The organism is Nocardioides xinjiangensis, from assembly GCF_017916455.1.
In the GTDB taxonomy this organism is placed as follows: domain Bacteria; phylum Actinomycetota; class Actinomycetes; order Propionibacteriales; family Nocardioidaceae; genus Nocardioides; species Nocardioides xinjiangensis.
Window position 1 is genome coordinate 284450 of the sequence record NZ_JAFMSY010000001.1, and the last position, 15888, is coordinate 300337.

Annotated in this window: 12 protein-coding genes; 3 read left to right on the forward strand and 9 right to left on the reverse strand. The window is 74.2% G+C overall.

What is annotated here, in order from left to right:
- Positions 1 to 6 precede the first annotated feature (6 nt).
- The 5 genes from J3P38_RS01380 to mraZ form a co-directional block, all read right to left on the reverse strand.
- Positions 7 to 1734 carry a peptidoglycan D,D-transpeptidase FtsI family protein gene (locus J3P38_RS01380; RefSeq protein WP_210438047.1) on the reverse strand — a complete coding sequence of 576 codons (1728 nt, stop codon included), beginning with the start codon at positions 1732 to 1734 and terminating at the stop codon, positions 7 to 9.
- A gap of 132 nt (positions 1735 to 1866) precedes the next feature.
- Positions 1867 to 2448, reverse strand: coding sequence for a hypothetical protein (locus J3P38_RS01385; protein ID WP_210438049.1), 582 nt, complete (start codon positions 2446 to 2448; stop codon positions 1867 to 1869).
- On the reverse strand, positions 2445 to 3434 hold the full coding sequence (rsmH, locus tag J3P38_RS01390) for a 16S rRNA (cytosine(1402)-N(4))-methyltransferase RsmH (RefSeq protein ID WP_210502464.1): 990 nt from the start codon (positions 3432 to 3434) through the stop codon (positions 2445 to 2447). The genes J3P38_RS01385 and rsmH overlap by 4 nt, the downstream gene beginning before the upstream one ends.
- Positions 3435 to 3437: 3 nt before the next feature.
- Positions 3438 to 3596, reverse strand: a complete 159-nt coding sequence (locus tag J3P38_RS01395) for a hypothetical protein (RefSeq protein WP_210438053.1) — start codon at positions 3594 to 3596, stop codon at positions 3438 to 3440.
- A 226-nt stretch (positions 3597 to 3822) separates the two neighbouring features.
- Complete coding sequence (gene mraZ / locus J3P38_RS01400) at positions 3823 to 4251, reverse strand: division/cell wall cluster transcriptional repressor MraZ (protein ID WP_056607086.1); 429 nt, start codon at positions 4249 to 4251, stop codon at positions 3823 to 3825.
- A gap of 392 nt (positions 4252 to 4643) precedes the next feature.
- Here mraZ and J3P38_RS01405 point away from each other — a divergent pair, with 392 nt between their 5' ends.
- The 3 genes from J3P38_RS01405 to J3P38_RS01415 are packed head-to-tail and all read left to right on the forward strand — an operon-like array spanning position 4644 to position 9260.
- The gene (locus J3P38_RS01405; protein WP_210438055.1) at positions 4644 to 5624 is read left to right on the forward strand and encodes an AAA family ATPase; all 981 of its coding nucleotides are present in this window, start codon (positions 4644 to 4646) and stop codon (positions 5622 to 5624) included.
- Positions 5617 to 6885 carry a DUF58 domain-containing protein gene (locus J3P38_RS01410; protein WP_210438063.1) on the forward strand — a complete coding sequence of 423 codons (1269 nt, stop codon included), beginning with the start codon at positions 5617 to 5619 and terminating at the stop codon, positions 6883 to 6885. The genes J3P38_RS01405 and J3P38_RS01410 overlap by 8 nt, the downstream gene beginning before the upstream one ends.
- Positions 6882 to 9260, forward strand: coding sequence for a transglutaminase family protein (locus J3P38_RS01415; RefSeq protein ID WP_210502465.1), 2379 nt, complete (start codon positions 6882 to 6884; stop codon positions 9258 to 9260). Before J3P38_RS01410 ends, J3P38_RS01415 begins: the two co-directional genes overlap by 4 nt.
- Before the next feature lie 229 nt (positions 9261 to 9489).
- Here the strand turns inward: J3P38_RS01415 and J3P38_RS01420 are convergent, their stop codons facing one another.
- The 4 genes from J3P38_RS01420 to J3P38_RS01435 form a co-directional block, all read right to left on the reverse strand.
- Positions 9490 to 9927 (reverse strand): DUF3040 domain-containing protein, encoded by a 438-nt coding sequence (locus J3P38_RS01420; protein ID WP_210502466.1) that lies wholly within the window; start codon positions 9925 to 9927, stop codon positions 9490 to 9492.
- 104 nt (positions 9928 to 10031) lie between these two features.
- The gene (gene dinB / locus J3P38_RS01425; RefSeq protein WP_210502467.1) at positions 10032 to 11213 is read right to left on the reverse strand and encodes a DNA polymerase IV; all 1182 of its coding nucleotides are present in this window, start codon (positions 11211 to 11213) and stop codon (positions 10032 to 10034) included.
- Positions 11214 to 11252: 39 nt separating this feature from the next.
- Positions 11253 to 11999, reverse strand: coding sequence for a methyltransferase domain-containing protein (locus J3P38_RS01430; RefSeq protein ID WP_210438076.1), 747 nt, complete (start codon positions 11997 to 11999; stop codon positions 11253 to 11255).
- Positions 12000 to 12042: 43 nt separating this feature from the next.
- On the reverse strand, positions 12043 to 15888 hold the full coding sequence (locus J3P38_RS01435; RefSeq protein WP_210502468.1) for a DNA polymerase III subunit alpha: 3846 nt from the start codon (positions 15886 to 15888) through the stop codon (positions 12043 to 12045).

A 15888-nucleotide genomic window follows, 5' to 3' on the forward strand; every position in this document is an offset into this window, starting at 1 on the left:
ATCGACTCACCACTCGACGGGCAGGCGCGACGGTGGTCCGTCGGTGGGCTCGACGCCGTAGCGGCCGAGGACGTAGCCCATGATCCGGGAGAACACCGGACCGGCGATCGAGCCGCCGCCGCCGTCGACGCGGGGGGCGTGGACCACGACGTAGACGGTGAACCGGGCGTCGTCGGCGGGCGCAAAGCCGCCGAACGAGACGGTGGTGCTGCCGTCGTAGCCGATGCCGTCCGGGGCCACCCGCTGTGCGGTGCCGGTCTTGCCCGCGACGAGGTAGCCGGGCACCTGCGCGCCGGGGGCGACGCCGTCCTCGGGGTCGACGACCTTCTCCATCATCCTGGCGGTGGCCCGGGCAGCCTGCCTGCTGACCACCCGCGTGCGGGTGGCGACGTCGGTGCCGACGGTGGTCCCGTCGTCGGTCACCGCGCTGCCGGCGATCACGCTGGGCGAGACCCGCACGCCGCCGTTGGCGATGGTGTTGACGGCGGCGGCCATCTGCACGACGTTGACCGACAGCGACTGGCCGAAGGCGACGCGGTCCTTGGTCTGCGACGTCATCGCCTCGCCCGGGGTGAGGATGCCCGGGGTCTCCCCGCGGACGCCGATGTCGGTGGTGCGGCCCAGCCCGAACCGCTGGAGGTACTCCACGAGCTGCACCGGCGAGAACGCGTCGGCCGCGAGCACGGTGCCGATGTTGGAGGACTTGGCGATGATGCCGGCGAGGGTCAGCCGGATGGTGCCGTGGTCGAACCAGTCACCGATGACGCGGTCCTGCCGAGCGAGGTTCGGCGGCACCTTGAACCGCTGGCGGGGGAACGCCTTGCCGGCGTCGATCAGCGACGCGGCCGTCAGCACCTTCTGCACCGATCCCGGCTCGTAGGTGTCGTTGAGCGCGCGCGAGCCCAGGTCGTCCTCGTCGGCGTCGGTCGGCTCGTTGGCGTCGAAGGTCGGCACGTCGGCGAGCGCCAGGATCTCGCCGGTGCGGGTGTCCATGACGACGGCGGCACCGCTCTCGGCGCGGTACTGCTGGACGGCCTGCGCGAGCACCCGCTGGGTGAACCACTGGAGGTCGCGGTCGAGCGTGGTGCGCAGGGCCGCGCCGTTGCGCGCGGCCCGCAGGGTGCTCTCCCGGAGCGGGATGCGGACGCCCTTGCCGGAGTTGGACTGCCAGGTGGCCTCGCCGTCGACGCCGGCGAGCTGCTCGTCGAAGGTGCGCTCGAAGCCGCCGAGGGGCTCGTCGGTGCCCATGTAGCCGAGCAGGTTGGCGGCCACGTCGCCGGCCGGGTAGTCGCGGATCGGGTCGTCCTGGAGGGAGATGCCCTCGAACCCCGCGTCGTCGAGCTCGGCGAGGGTGTCGGTGGCCAGGGTGCTCGGCACCCGGCGCGCGACGTACTCGTAGCGGCTTCCCTCCTTGCGCCCGCGCAGGGCGGTGAGGGTGCGGAAGTAGTCGATGGAGAGCCGCTCGGACAGCAGCCGGGCCAGCTCGGGCGCCTCGTCGGCGGTGAGGGCCGGGTCGGCGATGACCATCTTGCCCTTGATGGAGTCGGCCAACGGCACGCCGTTGCGGTCCAGGATGTCGCCGCGCTCGGCCACGAGCGGCACCCGTACGGCGCCCTCGGCGGCCGCGCGGACGGCGTACGACCCGGGGTCGACGCCCTGCAGCTGCACCAGCCGGGCGCAGAAGAACGAGAGGACCATCGCGATCAGGAGGAACCCCACGCGCAGGCGCACCATGGGTGCGCCTCGCGAGGCGCCGCGCGTGGTGCGGGTGCTCGGCACTGGTCTTCCTCCCCGGTCGGCCCCGGGGCGGGACGACCTGCTCGACAATCTAGGGCGGCTGCGGCGCGGATCCGCGCGTCCGCGCCGTCAGCGGTTGCGGTTCTTGCCCCGCTGGCGCGCGGCCGGCTGCTCAGCAGTGGCGGACGGGTCCGTGGTGGCGGGGTCCGTGGTCGCGGGGTCCGTGGTGGCGGGGACCTCGACGAGGATCGGGGCCGGCGCGAGGTTGGCCGGCTTGATCGGTGCGGGCGGCATCAGGTTGATGGCCTGCTCCCGGGTGGCCGGCGTGCGGACGCCGGTCGTCCGGCCGGTCTCGAGGTCGAGGAAGACCGGGGCGGCCGGGATGACCATGCCCATCTGCTGCGCCTGCGTCGCGACACGCTGCGGGTCGCGGAGCTCGTCGAGCTCCATGCGCAGCGTCTGCTCCCGGGCGGCCAGGGTGTCGGCCTCGGCCTCCAGCGCCGACGCGGCGAAGGACGCCTGCTGCATGGAGGTGTTGAAGAGCAGCAGCCCGACGATGCCGCCGAGGAGCACCACGCTGACCAGCGTCACGAACGGCACCCGCGGCGCGCGCGTGCGCACGCGGGGAACGACCGTGAGGCGCGCCCGGTCGACGGCCTCCTGGGCGATGCGGGTGACGCGGGTGCGGGGCTGCAGGGCGGGACTGCTCATCGAACGGCTCCTGGGGAAGAGGGGCGGGACGGGGGCGGGGCGGGGCGCACGCGCTCGACGGCGCGCAGCCGGACCGACGCGGCGCGGGGGTTCTCGGCGACCTCGTGCTCGTCGGCCTGCTCCGCACCGCGCGTCACCAGCCGCAGCGCGGGCTCGGCGCCCTCGGGCACGAACGGAAGGTCCGGCGGCACGTCGAGGCGGGTGGCCTCGGCGAAGGCGCGCTTGACGAGTCGGTCCTCGAGCGAGTGGTACGACTCCACCACGACGCGCCCGCCGACGCCGATGGCGGCGATCGAGGCGGGGATGGCGCGACGCAGGACCGCGAGCTCGTCGTTCACGGCTATCCGCAGCGCCTGGAACGTGCGCTTGGCGGGGTGGCCGCCCGTACGCCGCGCGGGTGCGGGGATCGTCGCGTAGAGCAGCTCGACGAGGTCGGCGCTCGTGCGGAACGGCGCCGTCTCGCGGCGCCGCACGACCTCCCGCGCGATGCGGCTCGCGAACTTCTCCTCGCCGTACTCGCGCAGGATGCGGGTGAGCTCCGAGGCGCTCGCGGTGTTGAGCAGGTCCGCGGCGGTCTGACCGGTCGTGGGGTCCATGCGCATGTCGAGCGGCGCGTCCTCCGCGTACGCGAAGCCGCGCTCGCGCACGTCGAGCTGCATCGACGACACCCCGAGGTCGAAGAAGACGGCGTCGGCGTGGTCGAGGCCGAGCGAGGCAAGCACGTCGGGGAGCTCGTCGTAGACGGCGTGGACCGCGGTGAACCGGTCGCCATGGCGGGCCAGCCGCTCGGTGGACATCCGCAGCGCGGTGGGGTCGCGGTCGATGCCGACGACCCGCGCCTCCGGGAGCCGCTCGAGGACCGCCTCGCTGTGGCCGCCGAGGCCGAGGGTGCAGTCGACGTAGACCGATCCGGGGGCTTGGAGGGCAGGCGCCAGCAGGGCGACGACCCGGTCGAGGAGCACCGGGGCGTGGCTGGGAGTGGCCATGTCTCAGCCCTGGGAGCCGAGGCGCGTCAGCAGCAGCAGCGCGAGGGCCAGGCCGCAGGCCGTGGCTGCGGAGAACGCGATGAGGGCAGCCGCCTCGCGCGCCTGGTCGCGCACCCGCGGCGACGGTGTCGCCGCCGCGCGTACCGGCTGGGTGGTGCTCATGGTCTCGACCCCACTGTGCTGGTGCTGCTGGCTGGTTGGCGGTGCGGCTGACACCCCCCGTCGTGTGGCACGGGGTGAGCCGCCGCACCAGGTCCCTGCCCGCTCCCCTGCGAAGGGGAAGGCCCTCTGGTGCCGGGGAAGTGCCCCAGATGACCACGCGGAGAGCGGGCTCGAGACCTCGTGCTGCGGGTCGCGATGTCAGCTGTGCTGTTGTGGGTGCTGCTGGTCAGATGCCGGGGAAGACCTCGTCGCTGAGCTCGGAGAACTTCTGCTCCTGCTCCTCGGAGTAGGTCGCCCACGCGGTCGGGTCCCAGATCTCGATCCGGTTCATCGACCCGATGACGACGCACTCCTTGCGGAGCGAGGCGTACTCCCGCAGCGGTGCCGGGATGTTGATGCGCCCCTGCTTGTCCGGCACCTCCTGGCTGGCGGCGGCGAACAGCATGCGGACGTAGTCACGGGTGTTCTTCTGCGTGACCGGCGCCTCGCGGAGCCGGTCGGTGAGCCTCCCGAAGTCCTCCAGCGACCAGACAGTGAGGCAGCGCTCCTGTCCCCTGGTCACCACGAGGCCCTCCGTCAGCTCGTCCCTGAACTTCGCCGGGAGGAAGAGCCGGCCCTTCTCGTCGAGCTTGGGCGTGTAGGTGCCGAAGAACATCCGGCACCCCCTTGCTCGGCGGGAAGATCGACCCTGTCCCCCACTTCGCCCCACACTACTCCACTTCACTCCACCGTCAACCAGATCGAGCGTGTTTCCCGCACGAATTCACCGTTTTCCCGCGGTGCCGGCGGCGGTGGCCGCGGGTGCCGGGACGCCCGGACGGGTGGCGAGCCACGCTCAGGAGGCCGCCGGTGGAGCGCCGGTGGGGGCTGCGACGCCCGGTGGTGGTGCGAAGTGGGGGACGTGGGTGCGCGGGTGCCAGGACCGCCGTACGCCCCGACCTGGTGACGTCCGTGCCGAACCGGCTCCCACGTCGTGAGCGGCGGGTATGTTGCGCGGACCACATACGGTGGTGCCAGCGGGGACGAGAGGCGCGAGGGGACGACGACGTGACGACTGGGCTTTCCGGGCAGGCGCCCGACCTGGACACCGTGCACCGGGTCACCGGTGCGGTCCGCCACAACATCGAGCGCGTGATCGCCGGCAAGCCCGACGTCGTCAACGCCGCCCTGGTCGTCCTGCTCGCCGAGGGACACCTGCTCATCGAGGACGTCCCCGGCGTCGGCAAGACCCAGCTGAGCAAGGCGCTGGCGCGCAGCATCGACTCCTCGGTCCGGCGCATCCAGTTCACGCCGGACCTGCTCCCCTCCGACGTCACCGGCGTCTCGGTGTTCAACCAGGACACCCGCGAGTTCGAGTTCCGACCCGGCGGCGTGTTCGCCAACATCGTGGTGGGCGACGAGATCAACCGTGCCTCGCCCAAGACGCAGTCGGCGCTGCTGGAGTGCATGGAGGAGCGCCAGGTCACCGTCGACAACGCGACCTACCAGCTCGAGAAGCCGTTCATGGTGATCGCGACGCAGAACCCGATCGAGATGGAGGGCACCTACGCCCTCCCGGAGGCGCAGCGCGACCGCTTCATGGCGCGCGTGTCGGTCGGCTACCCCGTCGAGGCGGCGGAGATCGCGATGCTCGAGGGGCACACCTCCCACAACCCGCTCGAGGACCTGGAGCCGGTCACGGACGCCGGGGAGATCCGCAAGGTCATCGAGATCGTCGGTCGGGTGCACGTCTCGCCGGCCGTGCAGCGCTACGCCGTCGCCCTGACCACCGCCACCCGCACCAGCCACGACCTGCACCTCGGTGCGTCGCCCCGGGCGACGCTGCACCTGGTGCGGGCCGCCAAGGCCGTCGCCGCGACCCAGGGCCGCGACTACGTCCTCCCCGACGACATCCACGGCATCACCTCGCCGGTCCTCGCGCACCGGCTGCTGCCCAATGTCGAGGCGACGATGAGCGGGCGCACCACCGCCGCGATCCTGTCCGGGATCGTGGAGTCGGTGCCCGTCCCCGACGCCAGTCGTGCGTGAGTCCCTCGCCGCGCTGACCGTCCGTGGACGGGCGTTCCTGGCTGCCGGGATCACCACGGTGGTCGCCGCGATCGTGGTCGGCCACTCCTCGGTCGTGCGCATCGGCGTGCTGGTCGCCGCGCTCCCGCTCCTGACCGCCTGGTGGGTCGGACGCTCGCGATACCGCCTGGCGCTCACCCGCACGGTGTCGCCCCAGCTCGTCGTCGCCGGCCAGCCCGCCACCGTCGAGCTCGTCATCTCCAACGAGTCGCGCACGCGGACCGGCGTGCTGCTGCTCGAGGAGCGGCTCCCCTACGTCCTCGGCACGCGGCCGCGCTTCGTGCTCGAGGGCCTCGGTCACGGCTGGCGCCGGCACGCCACCTACCAGGTGCGCTCGGAGCTGCGCGGGCAGTTCGACATCGGGCCCATGTCGGTGCGGGTCACCGATCCCTTCGGCCTCGTCGAGCTCGGCCGTACGTTCCACGCGACCTCGCGGCTCACGGTGACACCGCGCACCATCCCGCTGCCGAGCATCCCGCTGGGCGGGGCGTGGACCGGCTCGGGCGACAACCGGCCCCGCGCGTTCGCGACCGGCAGCGCGGAGGACGTCACGGTGCGCGAGTACCGCCGCGGCGACGACCTGCGACGGGTCCACTGGCGCAGCTCGGCACGCGTCGGCGAGCTGATGGTGCGTCGCGAGGAGCAGCCGTGGCAGTCCCGCGCCACCGTGTTCCTCGACAACCGCGCCATGGCGCACCGCGGGCAGGGGGCGGCGAGCTCGCTGGAGGGCGCGGTCTCCGCCGCCGCATCGATCGCGATCCACCTCTCCCACCACGGCTACACGGTGCGACTGGTCACCGCCTCCGGCGACTCCCGCGAGACTGAGTGGCACTCCCACACCGCCGAGGCCAGCACCATCCCGCTGCTGGAGGCGCTGGCGGTCGTGCAGCTCGACCACTCCCCCACCCCGGACACCCAGTGGCTCGCCGAGCCCGGCCACGGCGGCCTCACGATCGGCGTCTTCGGCGCCCTCGGCGAGGGCGACCTGCCGTTCCTGCGCCGGCTGCAGCACCACGCGTCCTCCAGCTTGGCGATCGCTCTGGAGGTCGACGCGTGGGCGCCGCACCTGCCGGCGCAGCCCGGTCCCGGTGCGGCGCCGCGGTTGACCGCGACCGGGTGGCGCTCGGTCACCCTCGGGCCGCGCGATCGGCTCGACACCGCGTGGCAGGAGCTCGGCCTGATGCAGAGCCGCGCCACCGCGTCGGCGGGAGCGGCACGATGAGGGCCGCGGGACAGCCGTCCTGGGGCTCGCTCACCCACCAGCTGGGCCTGGCCGCCACCGCCCTGCTGGCGGCGTGGACCACCGTGCTCTCGTGGGGCGTCCTCACCGAGGCCTTCGGCCGGGTGGCGGTCCCGCTGCTGCTCATCGGTGCCGTCGTCGCGGTCGCCGGCGCCCTGGGGCGCCGCAGCCGCCTGCCGGCCGTCGGCATCGTCGCCGCCCAGCTGGTGCTGGGCGGCCTGCTGGTCCTCGGCGCCACGACGGGCACACCGGTGCCGACGCCGGACAACGTCGACGCCTTCCTCGCCGCCCTCGACGACGCGCTGGCGACCTCGCGCAGCTACGCGGCGCCGGTCCAGCTCGGCGTCCCGCCGGTCCACCCGCTGCTGCTGATCGGCGGCACGCTCGTGGTCGTCCTCGTCGACGTCATCGCGTGCACCCTGCGCCGCGCGCCCGTGGCCGGCCTCGTGCTGCTGGCGGCGTACACCCTGCCGGTCGCCGTGACCGGCAACGGGGTGTCGTGGCTGCTCTTCATCGTCATCGCCGGCTTCTTCCTGGCCCTGGTCTTCCTGCAGCACAACGACCAGCTCACGAGCTGGGGCCGCTCCCCCGACGGCGACCGGGGCTCCTTCTCGGTCCGCACCGGCGCGATCGGCAACACCGCCCTCGCCCTCGGCGCGGGGGCCATCGCCCTCGCGGTCGTGGTCCCGGCAGCGGTGCCGACGATGAGCATGAGCGTCTTCGAGGGCAACGGCCCCGGCACCCGCGAGGTCGAGGTGCAGGACCCGATGGTGGACCTCCGACGCGACCTGCGTCGCGGTGAGGACATCCCGCTGCTGTGGGTCACCTCGTCGGGGCCCAAGCCGTCGTACCTCCGCATCTCGGTCCTCGCGCGCTTCAGCGGCTCGGAGTGGACGCCCGGCGACCGCGAGATCCCGGAGACGCAGACCGCCACCGGAGCCCTCCCCTCGCTCGACGGGGTGGGCCTCGAGGTCCCGCGCCGCGAGTCGAAGTACGACGTGCGCGTCGGCCCGGACTTCGCGTCCGCCTGGCTGCCCACGGCCCCGCAGACCACGCGCGTCGTCGCCGGCTCCGACTGGCGCTACGACGTCGACACCCGCGACGTCATCGCCGCCGAGGACGACGTCACCACCGCCGACCTCACCTACGACTACACCGGCGTGCAGCTGGAGTACGACGCGGAGTCGATGGACGCGGCCGTGTCGGGCGCCGGATCCGTGGCGGGCATCTTCACCGAGGTGCCGTCCTCGCTCAACAACGAGATCCGCCGGACGGCGGCCAGCGTGACGGCCGACGCACCCACGCGCTTCCAGAAGGCGCAGGTGCTGCAGCGGTGGTTCCGCGAGGACGGCGGCTTCCGCTACGACGACGGGGCCGTGCCGTCGGCAGGCGACGGCAGCGCCGACCTGCTGGCGTTCCTCGACGACCGGGTCGGCTACTGCGAGCAGTTCGCGGCGTCGATGGCGATCATGGCGCGGGTCATCGGGATCCCGAGCCGCGTCGCGGTCGGGTTCCTCGAGCCGGAGCGGGCCACCAACGGCTCGTGGGAGTTCTCCTCCCACGACCTCCACGCGTGGCCCGAGCTGTACTTCCCGGGCTCCGGCTGGGTGCGGTTCGAGCCCACCCCGCAGTCGCGGGGCACGCAGCCGCCCGACTACACCGAGGCCGAGTTCGAGGCGGTCCCCGAGGCGCCCGCCCCGAGCGCGAGCCGCTCGGCCGATCCCCTGCCCGAGCGCGGCGAGTCGGCGGACGCGGAGGCCGCCTCCGCCGAGGAGGACGCCTCGTCGATCCCCTGGGGCCCCATCGTCGCCGGCGTCCTCGGGCTCGGCGCGCTGGCGTTGCTGCTGCTGACACCCCGACTCGTGCGTCGCGCACGCCGGCAGCGCCGCCTCGCCGGCGACATCGAGGACGTCTGGACCGAGCTGCGGGACGTGGCCCGGGACCTCGGGCACGCGTTGCCCACCGGCCGCTCGCCCAGGCGTGCCGGTGACTGGCTCGGGCGGCTGCTCGCGGCGCCCCTGCACGACCGGTCCCGGCCGGACCGGCCACGACGCGGTCGCGAGCAGGCGCCCGAGGCGGCCCAGGCACTCGACCGGCTCGTCGTGGCGCTCGAGCGCAGCCGCTACGCCCGTGACCCGGAGACCTTCACCGCCGACCGCTTCGTCCCCGACCTCGCGCGGGTCGAGGAGGCGCTGGCCGCCGGGGCCACCCCTCGTGAGGAGCGCCGCGCCAGGTGGTGGCCGGCGTCGGTCGTCGGTCGGCGCCCGTCCCGGCGCCGGCGCTCCCGCGCCGGCCACGCCCCGACGGCGACGCCGGACCGCGAGACCAGCCGGACCGTCGACGAGCTCGTCGGCTGACCGAGCCGGCCCGCTCGCGCCGGGGGGATCCCCGGCGCCGCCACGGCGACCGGTCGTGGACGACCACCGCGCGCCGGCCTATCCGCGGCGATCGTCCGGCCCGGCTTCGACCGGTGGACGTCGACGGTCGACGTCGACCGGCTTGGCTGTGACGTCGCACGACCACGTCGCGCCCGGTCGCGATCGGACGCCACGCCGCTGCGAGCGGACGAAGGCGCCGGCCGTCAGGTCAGAAGCCGCGCTCGCGGCGGCGACGCCACCGCTCCTCCATGCGCTCCATGAAGGGAGCGCCGGAGCGCTGGCGGCTGGGGCGGTGCGGGCGACCGCCGTCGACCACGCCGAAGCCGGTGCGGCCGGAGGCGCGCACCTTCGGGGCGGAGTGACCGGGGCTGCGCGCAGACGTGAGCGCCAGGATCGCGCCGCCGAGCATCACCACGAACCCGAGGACGCCGACCACGGTCTGGAGGACGGCGCTGAGGTCGAGCAGCACGGCCACGACGAGCAGGCCGATGCCGGCGAGGAGGATGCTGCCACCCATGATCATCCGCCGGCGGGCGGCGCGCTGGAAGGAGGTGCCGCGGAGCGTGGAGGCGAGCTTCGGGTCCTCCTCGACGAGGGCGCGCTCCATCTGCTCGAGCAGTCGCAGTTCTTCCTCGGAGAGCTCCACGATTTCCTCCTTACCTCTGCGTCAAGTCTAGGCACGCTCCTGCCCCTACGGTAGGCGTCGCCCGAAATTTCCACCCCCACGCAGGGGTCCGGCTCGGCCGACGCTCAGACGAGGCTGCCCGGGCGGACCGCAGCGGCGCCGAACCGTCGGGTCGCCCGGTCCACGGCCCGGTCCGCCTCGGCCCAGCCCCGCTCGGGCTCACCGAGCACGAGCTGACGCTGCACGGTGCTGCGCGGCACCAGGCGCTCGACGCGGACGCCGACCAGCCGCAACCGGGCTCGCTGCAGCCCGAGCGCGTCGTAGAGCCGCGTCACCGCGCGATGGACCTCGACCGTGACGTCGGTGGCCTCGGGCAGCGTCCGCGAGCGCGTGATCGTGGTGAAGTCGGCGAACCTCACCTTGAGCGTCACCGTCCGGCCGGACACGCCGGCCGCGCGCATCCGTCCGGCGACCCGTGCCGACAGGCGCAGCAGCTCGCGCACGATCACGTCGCGGTCGTCGGTGTCGCGCGCGAAGGTCTCGTCCGCGCCCATCGACCGCTCCGGCTCGTGCGGCCCGGCCGTCGGTGCCAGCTCGCCGCGGTCGGTGCCCCAGGCCAGGTCGTGCAGGTGGCGGCCGAGGTGGTCGCCCACAGCACGCTGCAGGGTGCGCAGCGGGGTGTGGGCGACGTCGCCGACGGTCGTCAGGCCGAAGCGGTGGAGCAGGGCCTGCGTCTTCTCCCCCACGCCGTAGAGTTCACCGACGTCGAGCGGGTGCAGGAACGAGCTCACCTCGGCCGGCGGCACGACGACCACGCCGTCGGGCTTCGCGCGCCGGCTCGCCACCTTGGCCACCGACACCGACGCCGCCGCACCGACCGAGCAGGTGATGCCCTGCTCGTCGTGGATGGTCGAGCGCAGCCGCTCGGCGATGTCGCGCGGCGAGCCGAGCCGACGCGTGGATCCCCGGACGTCGAGGAACGCCTCGTCCAGCGAGACCGCCTCGACCACCGGCGTCACCTCGCGGAAGGTCTCCATCACCGAGGCCGAGACGCTGGAGAAGGTGGCGTAGTCGGGCTCGAGCACCACGACGTGGGGGCACAGCCGGCGGGCGCGGGTCATCGGGAGGGCGGAACGCACCCCGTAGCGGCGCGCGACGTAGTTGGCGGCCAGCATCACCCCTCGCCCGCTGCCGCCGACGACCACCGGCTGGTCGACGAGGTCCGGACGCTCCCGCAACCCCACCGAGGCGTAGAAGGCGTCCATGTCGACGTGGAGGATCGGCGTCAGGACCCGGGCGTCGGTCATCGCGGAGCGCCTCTCCCGCGGCCGGCGACGCCCGACCGGTCAGCGGCGCGCGAGGACGTGCAGCTGCGCAGCGAGGGGGAGGTACTCCGGGCGCGTGGCGACGGCCCGCTCGAGCTCGACGAGGGCCGCGGTCGCGCCCGGCTCCAGGTCGAGCAGGCTGCCGGGCACGAGGTCGGCGAACACCCGCACCGCCTGGACGGACACCGGCTCGAGACCGGCTCCGGTGAGGAGGTGGACGACCTCGTCGTGCGTGAACCGGTGACCACCGCCCCGGCTCGCGGGTGCCGGCACCGGGTCGCCGTCGAGCAGCTCGCGGGCAGCCTGGAAGTGACCGGCCATCGCGCGTGCGACGACGGCCGCGTGCCGCTGGGCCACGAGCAGGCTGAGGTGCCCGCCGGGACGCAGCACGTCGGCGATCGCCGCGACGGAGGCCGCGGGATCCTCGACCATCTCGAGAACCCCGTGGCACAGCACGAGGTCGGCCTGCTCGACCAGCCTCGGCAGGTCGGAGAGGTCGCCCTGCTGGCCGATGATCCGGTCGGCGACGCCGCGCTCGCGGGCGCGCCGGCCGAGGGAGGCCAGCGCGTCGGGGCTGGGGTCGATGACCTGGACGGTGTGGCCGAGCTCGGCCAGCGGCACGGCGAAGCCGCCGGTGCCGCCGCCGACGTCGACGATGCGCGCCTGCCGGTCCACCGGACCGCCGGACTCGAGCAGCCGGTGCACGCCCTCCCAGGCCACGCCGGTGCGGACGGACTGGCGGCGGTCGCTGGCGGAGGGCTGGGCCATGTCGGCAACCCTAGTGGCTGGGCGCGGCGCGTCCTCGGCGATGTCATCCGAGGCTCCCGGGGCTGCGGTACGACAGCTTCCGCGCGACGTCCCGGGGGGCGTCGCCGGGGGGCTCGACGTCGGCGTACGGGGACGTCCGGGAGCCGCTGCTGTGCACCCGGACCCGGCGCACCGCCGGGGCGTCACCCGCTGGCTGCTGGGTCGTCGCCAGCTCGGCACGGACGAGCGAGACGCCCTCCTCGCTCGTCCGGGCCTGCTGCCAGATGGCGTGCAGCGCCGGCAGCTCCCACGCCCCGGTGGCTCGTAGCGAGACGCCGCGCCGTCCCGTGCGGCGCAGCTCGCCGCGCACGAGGAGCAGCCACGACGAGAACACCGTCGTGGCGCACGTGCCCTGGGCGTCCTCGAAGAACGTCGCGTCGACCGGGCCCGTGCCGTCGTCGAGGGTCAGGAACACGACCCGGCGCCCGGACCTGACCGGCGGGGTCTGGGTGGCGACCTTCACCCCTGCGACGAGGAGCGCGGCGCGGCTGCGTCGGCGCAGCAGGTCGCGGCTGCGGGTCACGCCGAGCGCCTCGAGGAACGGCTCGTAGGCCGTGACGGCGTGCTGGCTGACGTCGAGGCCGAGGATCTCCAGCTCGGCAGCCATGCGTTCGTGCGGCGACATCTCGGGCAACCCCGTCGGACGCTCACCCGACTGCCCCGGCTCGTCACCCAGCCGCAGGGTCAGCTGGACCGAGCCCGGGCCCGTCACCGGACGGGCGGCGCGCGACTGCGCGGCGGCGCGTGCCCAGACACCGCCGTCGGCCAGGGCGTGCCGCTCGGTCGGCGGCGCGTCGCCGCGCACCGCGGGGTCGGTGCTGTTGCGCGCCGCGGCGTCCACGGCGGCGCTGGCGGCCGGCAGCGGCGCGTGCCGGCCGGCGGGGCCGCGGCCCCGGGCCCGTGCGGCACGGTCGAGCGAGCGGGCGTGCAGGTCGAGCTCGGCTGCCTGGAGCAGGAGGTCGCGCCGCGTCACCCGGCCGCGTCGCCGCACCGACTGCTCGCCCGCGCCGATGCCGTAGACGCCGTCGAAGGCCCCCGCGAGCACCAGTCGCTCGACGATCGGCCGCGAGACGCGTGCCCGGTGGAAGAAGTCGGACAGCGAGGCGTAGCGGCCGCCCCCGCGCGCCTGCACGATGCGTGCGACCTCCGCCTCGCTGATGCCCTTGACGTCGCTGAGCGAGAGCCGGATGGCATGGCCCTCGCCGTGCGCCCCGCGCTCCACGACGTAGGTCGCAGCGCTGGAGTTGACGTCGAGCCCCAGCACGCCCACCCCGAAGTGGCGTGCGTCGTCGAGGATCAGGCGCTTGGGGTACATGCCGGGGTCGTGGGTCAGCACGCCGGCGAGGAAGTGGGCAGGCCAGTGCGCCTTGAGCCAGGCCGACTGGTAGGTCGGGAGGGCGAACGCGGCGGCATGGGCCTTGCAGAAGCCGAACGAGGCGAACGCCGCGAGGACGTCCCAGACCTGCTCGACCACGGGCCGGTCGTAGCCGCGGCCGAGCGCGCGGGGGACGAACCAGGCCCTGGTCGCGGCCATGCCGTCGACGTCGCCGAGCGACCGGCGCTTCTCGTCGGCCTCGGCGTAGGACGTGCCGCCGAACAGGGCGATGATCTCGATGACCTGCTCGTGGAACACCACCACCCCCCGGGTGTCGCTCAGGACGGGCCGCAGGTCGTCGTGGAGGTAGCGGGCCTGCGACCACCCGTGCTTGACCTCGAGGTAGGGCGTGATCATGTCGCTCCTGACCGGCCCCGGTCGGAACAGCGAGATGTCGGTGATGATGTCGTCGAAGGTCTCGATCCCGGACTTGCCCACGAGCTCACGCTGCCCGGGCGACTCGATCTGGAAGACGCCGAGGGTCCTGGCGCTGCTGATGAGGTCGTAGGTGGCGGCGTCGTCGAAGGGCACCTGGGCCTCGTCGTCGAGATCGATGCGCACCCCGTCGACGCGCTCCACCTCGGCGACGGCGTGGGCCATCGCGGACTGCATCCGGATCCCGAGGACGTCGAGCTTGAGCAGCCCGAGCTGCTCCACGTCGTCCTTGTCGAACTGGCTCATCGGGAAGCCCGCCCAAGAGGCCTCGACCGGGGTGCGGTCGAGCAGCGTGGCGTCGGAGAGCAGCACGCCGCAGGGGTGCACCGCGATGTGGCGGGGCAGGCCGTCGAGCCGCTCGACGAGACCGAAGAAGTGGTCGAGCGCACCGTCGTCGAGGCCGCTGGCGCGCAGCTCGGGCAGGTCGCGCAGGGCCGCGCGGGCGTCGCGCGCCCGGACGTGCGGGAACGCCTTGGCGATGGCGTCGACCTCGCCCGGCGGCATGCCGAGCGCCGCGCCGACGTCGCGCACCGCGTGACGCACCCGGTAGGTGTCCATCATCGAGACGCACACGCAGCGCTCGCCGCCGAACCGGTCGAGGATCGCGCGGTAGACGTCCTCGCGACGGGCGGACTCCACGTCGATGTCGATGTCGGGCAGCGAGGCTCGCAGCGGCGAGAGGAACCGCTCCATGAGCAGTCCGTGGCGGATGGGGTCGACGCCGGAGATGCCGAGCAGGTAGTTGACGAGACTGCCGGCGCCCGAGCCGCGGGCGGCCCGCCGCACGCCCATGTCGCGGATGAGGTCGCTGACGTCGGCGACGGTGAGGAAGTAGGAAGCGTAGCCCAGCACCTCGATGGTCTCGAGCTCGTCGTCGAGGCGTTTCCAGATGCGCGCCCGGGGCGCGTCGCCGTAGCGCCGTCCGATCGCCCCCTCGCACCTGCGGCGGAGGGCCACGGCGGCCGACGGCGCCGAGGGGTCGGACAGGTCGAGCTCGGGGAAGTGCACCTCGCCGATGCCGAGGTCGGCCCTCGGGTCCAGCGCGCACCGGTCGGCGACGGCGCGGGTGCGTGCGAGCAGCCGTCGCGCCGCCTGCTCGCTGCCGACCGTCCCGGCGAGCCGGCAGATCTCCTCGGCGACCTCGTGCATCTGCTTGCCGGACTTGAGGAAGCCCTCGGCGTTGCCGCGGCTCGTGCCCGGGCCGATGTCGCGCAGGCCCGCCGAACCGAGTGGGACCAGCCGCCGCGCGGCGTCGAGGACGTCGATCGTCGGGGCGTCGAGGCGGTCGGCGTAGCGCACGACGTTGGTCAGCACCGTGCCGAGCCCGGCGGTGCGGGCGATGCCGGCCATCCGGGCGGCGTGCGGGGAGGTGCCCGGGCCCCAGTCGCCGTACCGGGCGCCGAGACGGTGCGAGACCAGCTCGACGAGCAGGCTCTCCGCGGGCACGACCTCGCGCCAGGGCGCGAGCGCCGCCACGGCGAGGTCGTCGCGGCGCCGGGTGGCGGCCGCGCCGACCTCCGACGACGGACCGAGCAGCACCAGCACGTCGCCCCCGGCCAGGTGGGGAGCCAGCACGTCGAGGGTGGCGACAGGGCGTCCGCGCTCCCCCGCGAGGTGCACGGCCGAGACCATCCGGCACAGCGCCGCCCAGCCGGACCTGCCGCTGGCCAGGAACGTCACCCGCGCACTGCCGCCCTGCTCGAGCGACAGGTCGCGGGCCGGGCCGCCGCGCGTCGGCGCGCGACGGCGGCCCGTACCGCCCGCGGGACCGCCCGCGGGACCGCCCGCGGGACCGTGGTGGAGCCCGTGACCGGGCGTCGGCGCGACCGCGAGGTCGACGCCCAGCACGGGGCGGATGCCCGCCCGGTCGGCTGCGCGGGCGAACTTCACCGCACCGTAGGTGCCGTCGCGGTCGGTGAGGGCGAGGGTGTCCATCCCCTGCTCGGCAGCGCGCTGCACCAGGACGTGCGGGTGGGACGCGCCGTACTGCATCGAGAAGCCGGAGGCGACGTGCAGGTGGACGAACGGGTCGGCGGGCAC

What these genes read in the sequence shown, in the direction of transcription:
- J3P38_RS01380 (WP_210438047.1), bottom strand. Translation starts at nt 1,734, where the DNA reads ATGGTGCGCCTGCGCGTGGGGTTCCTCCTGATCGCGATGGTCCTCTCG.
- J3P38_RS01385 (WP_210438049.1), bottom strand. Translation starts at nt 2,448, where the DNA reads ATGAGCAGTCCCGCCCTGCAGCCCCGCACCCGCGTCACCCGCATCGCC.
- rsmH (WP_210502464.1), bottom strand. Translation starts at nt 3,434, where the DNA reads ATGGCCACTCCCAGCCACGCCCCGGTGCTCCTCGACCGGGTCGTCGCC.
- J3P38_RS01395 (WP_210438053.1), bottom strand. Translation starts at nt 3,596, where the DNA reads ATGAGCACCACCCAGCCGGTACGCGCGGCGGCGACACCGTCGCCGCGG.
- mraZ (WP_056607086.1), bottom strand. Translation starts at nt 4,251, where the DNA reads ATGTTCTTCGGCACCTACACGCCCAAGCTCGACGAGAAGGGCCGGCTC.
- J3P38_RS01415 (WP_210502465.1), top strand. Translation starts at nt 6,882, where the DNA reads ATGAGGGCCGCGGGACAGCCGTCCTGGGGCTCGCTCACCCACCAGCTG.
- dinB (WP_210502467.1), bottom strand. Translation starts at nt 11,213, where the DNA reads ATGACCGACGCCCGGGTCCTGACGCCGATCCTCCACGTCGACATGGAC.
- J3P38_RS01430 (WP_210438076.1), bottom strand. Translation starts at nt 11,999, where the DNA reads ATGGCCCAGCCCTCCGCCAGCGACCGCCGCCAGTCCGTCCGCACCGGC.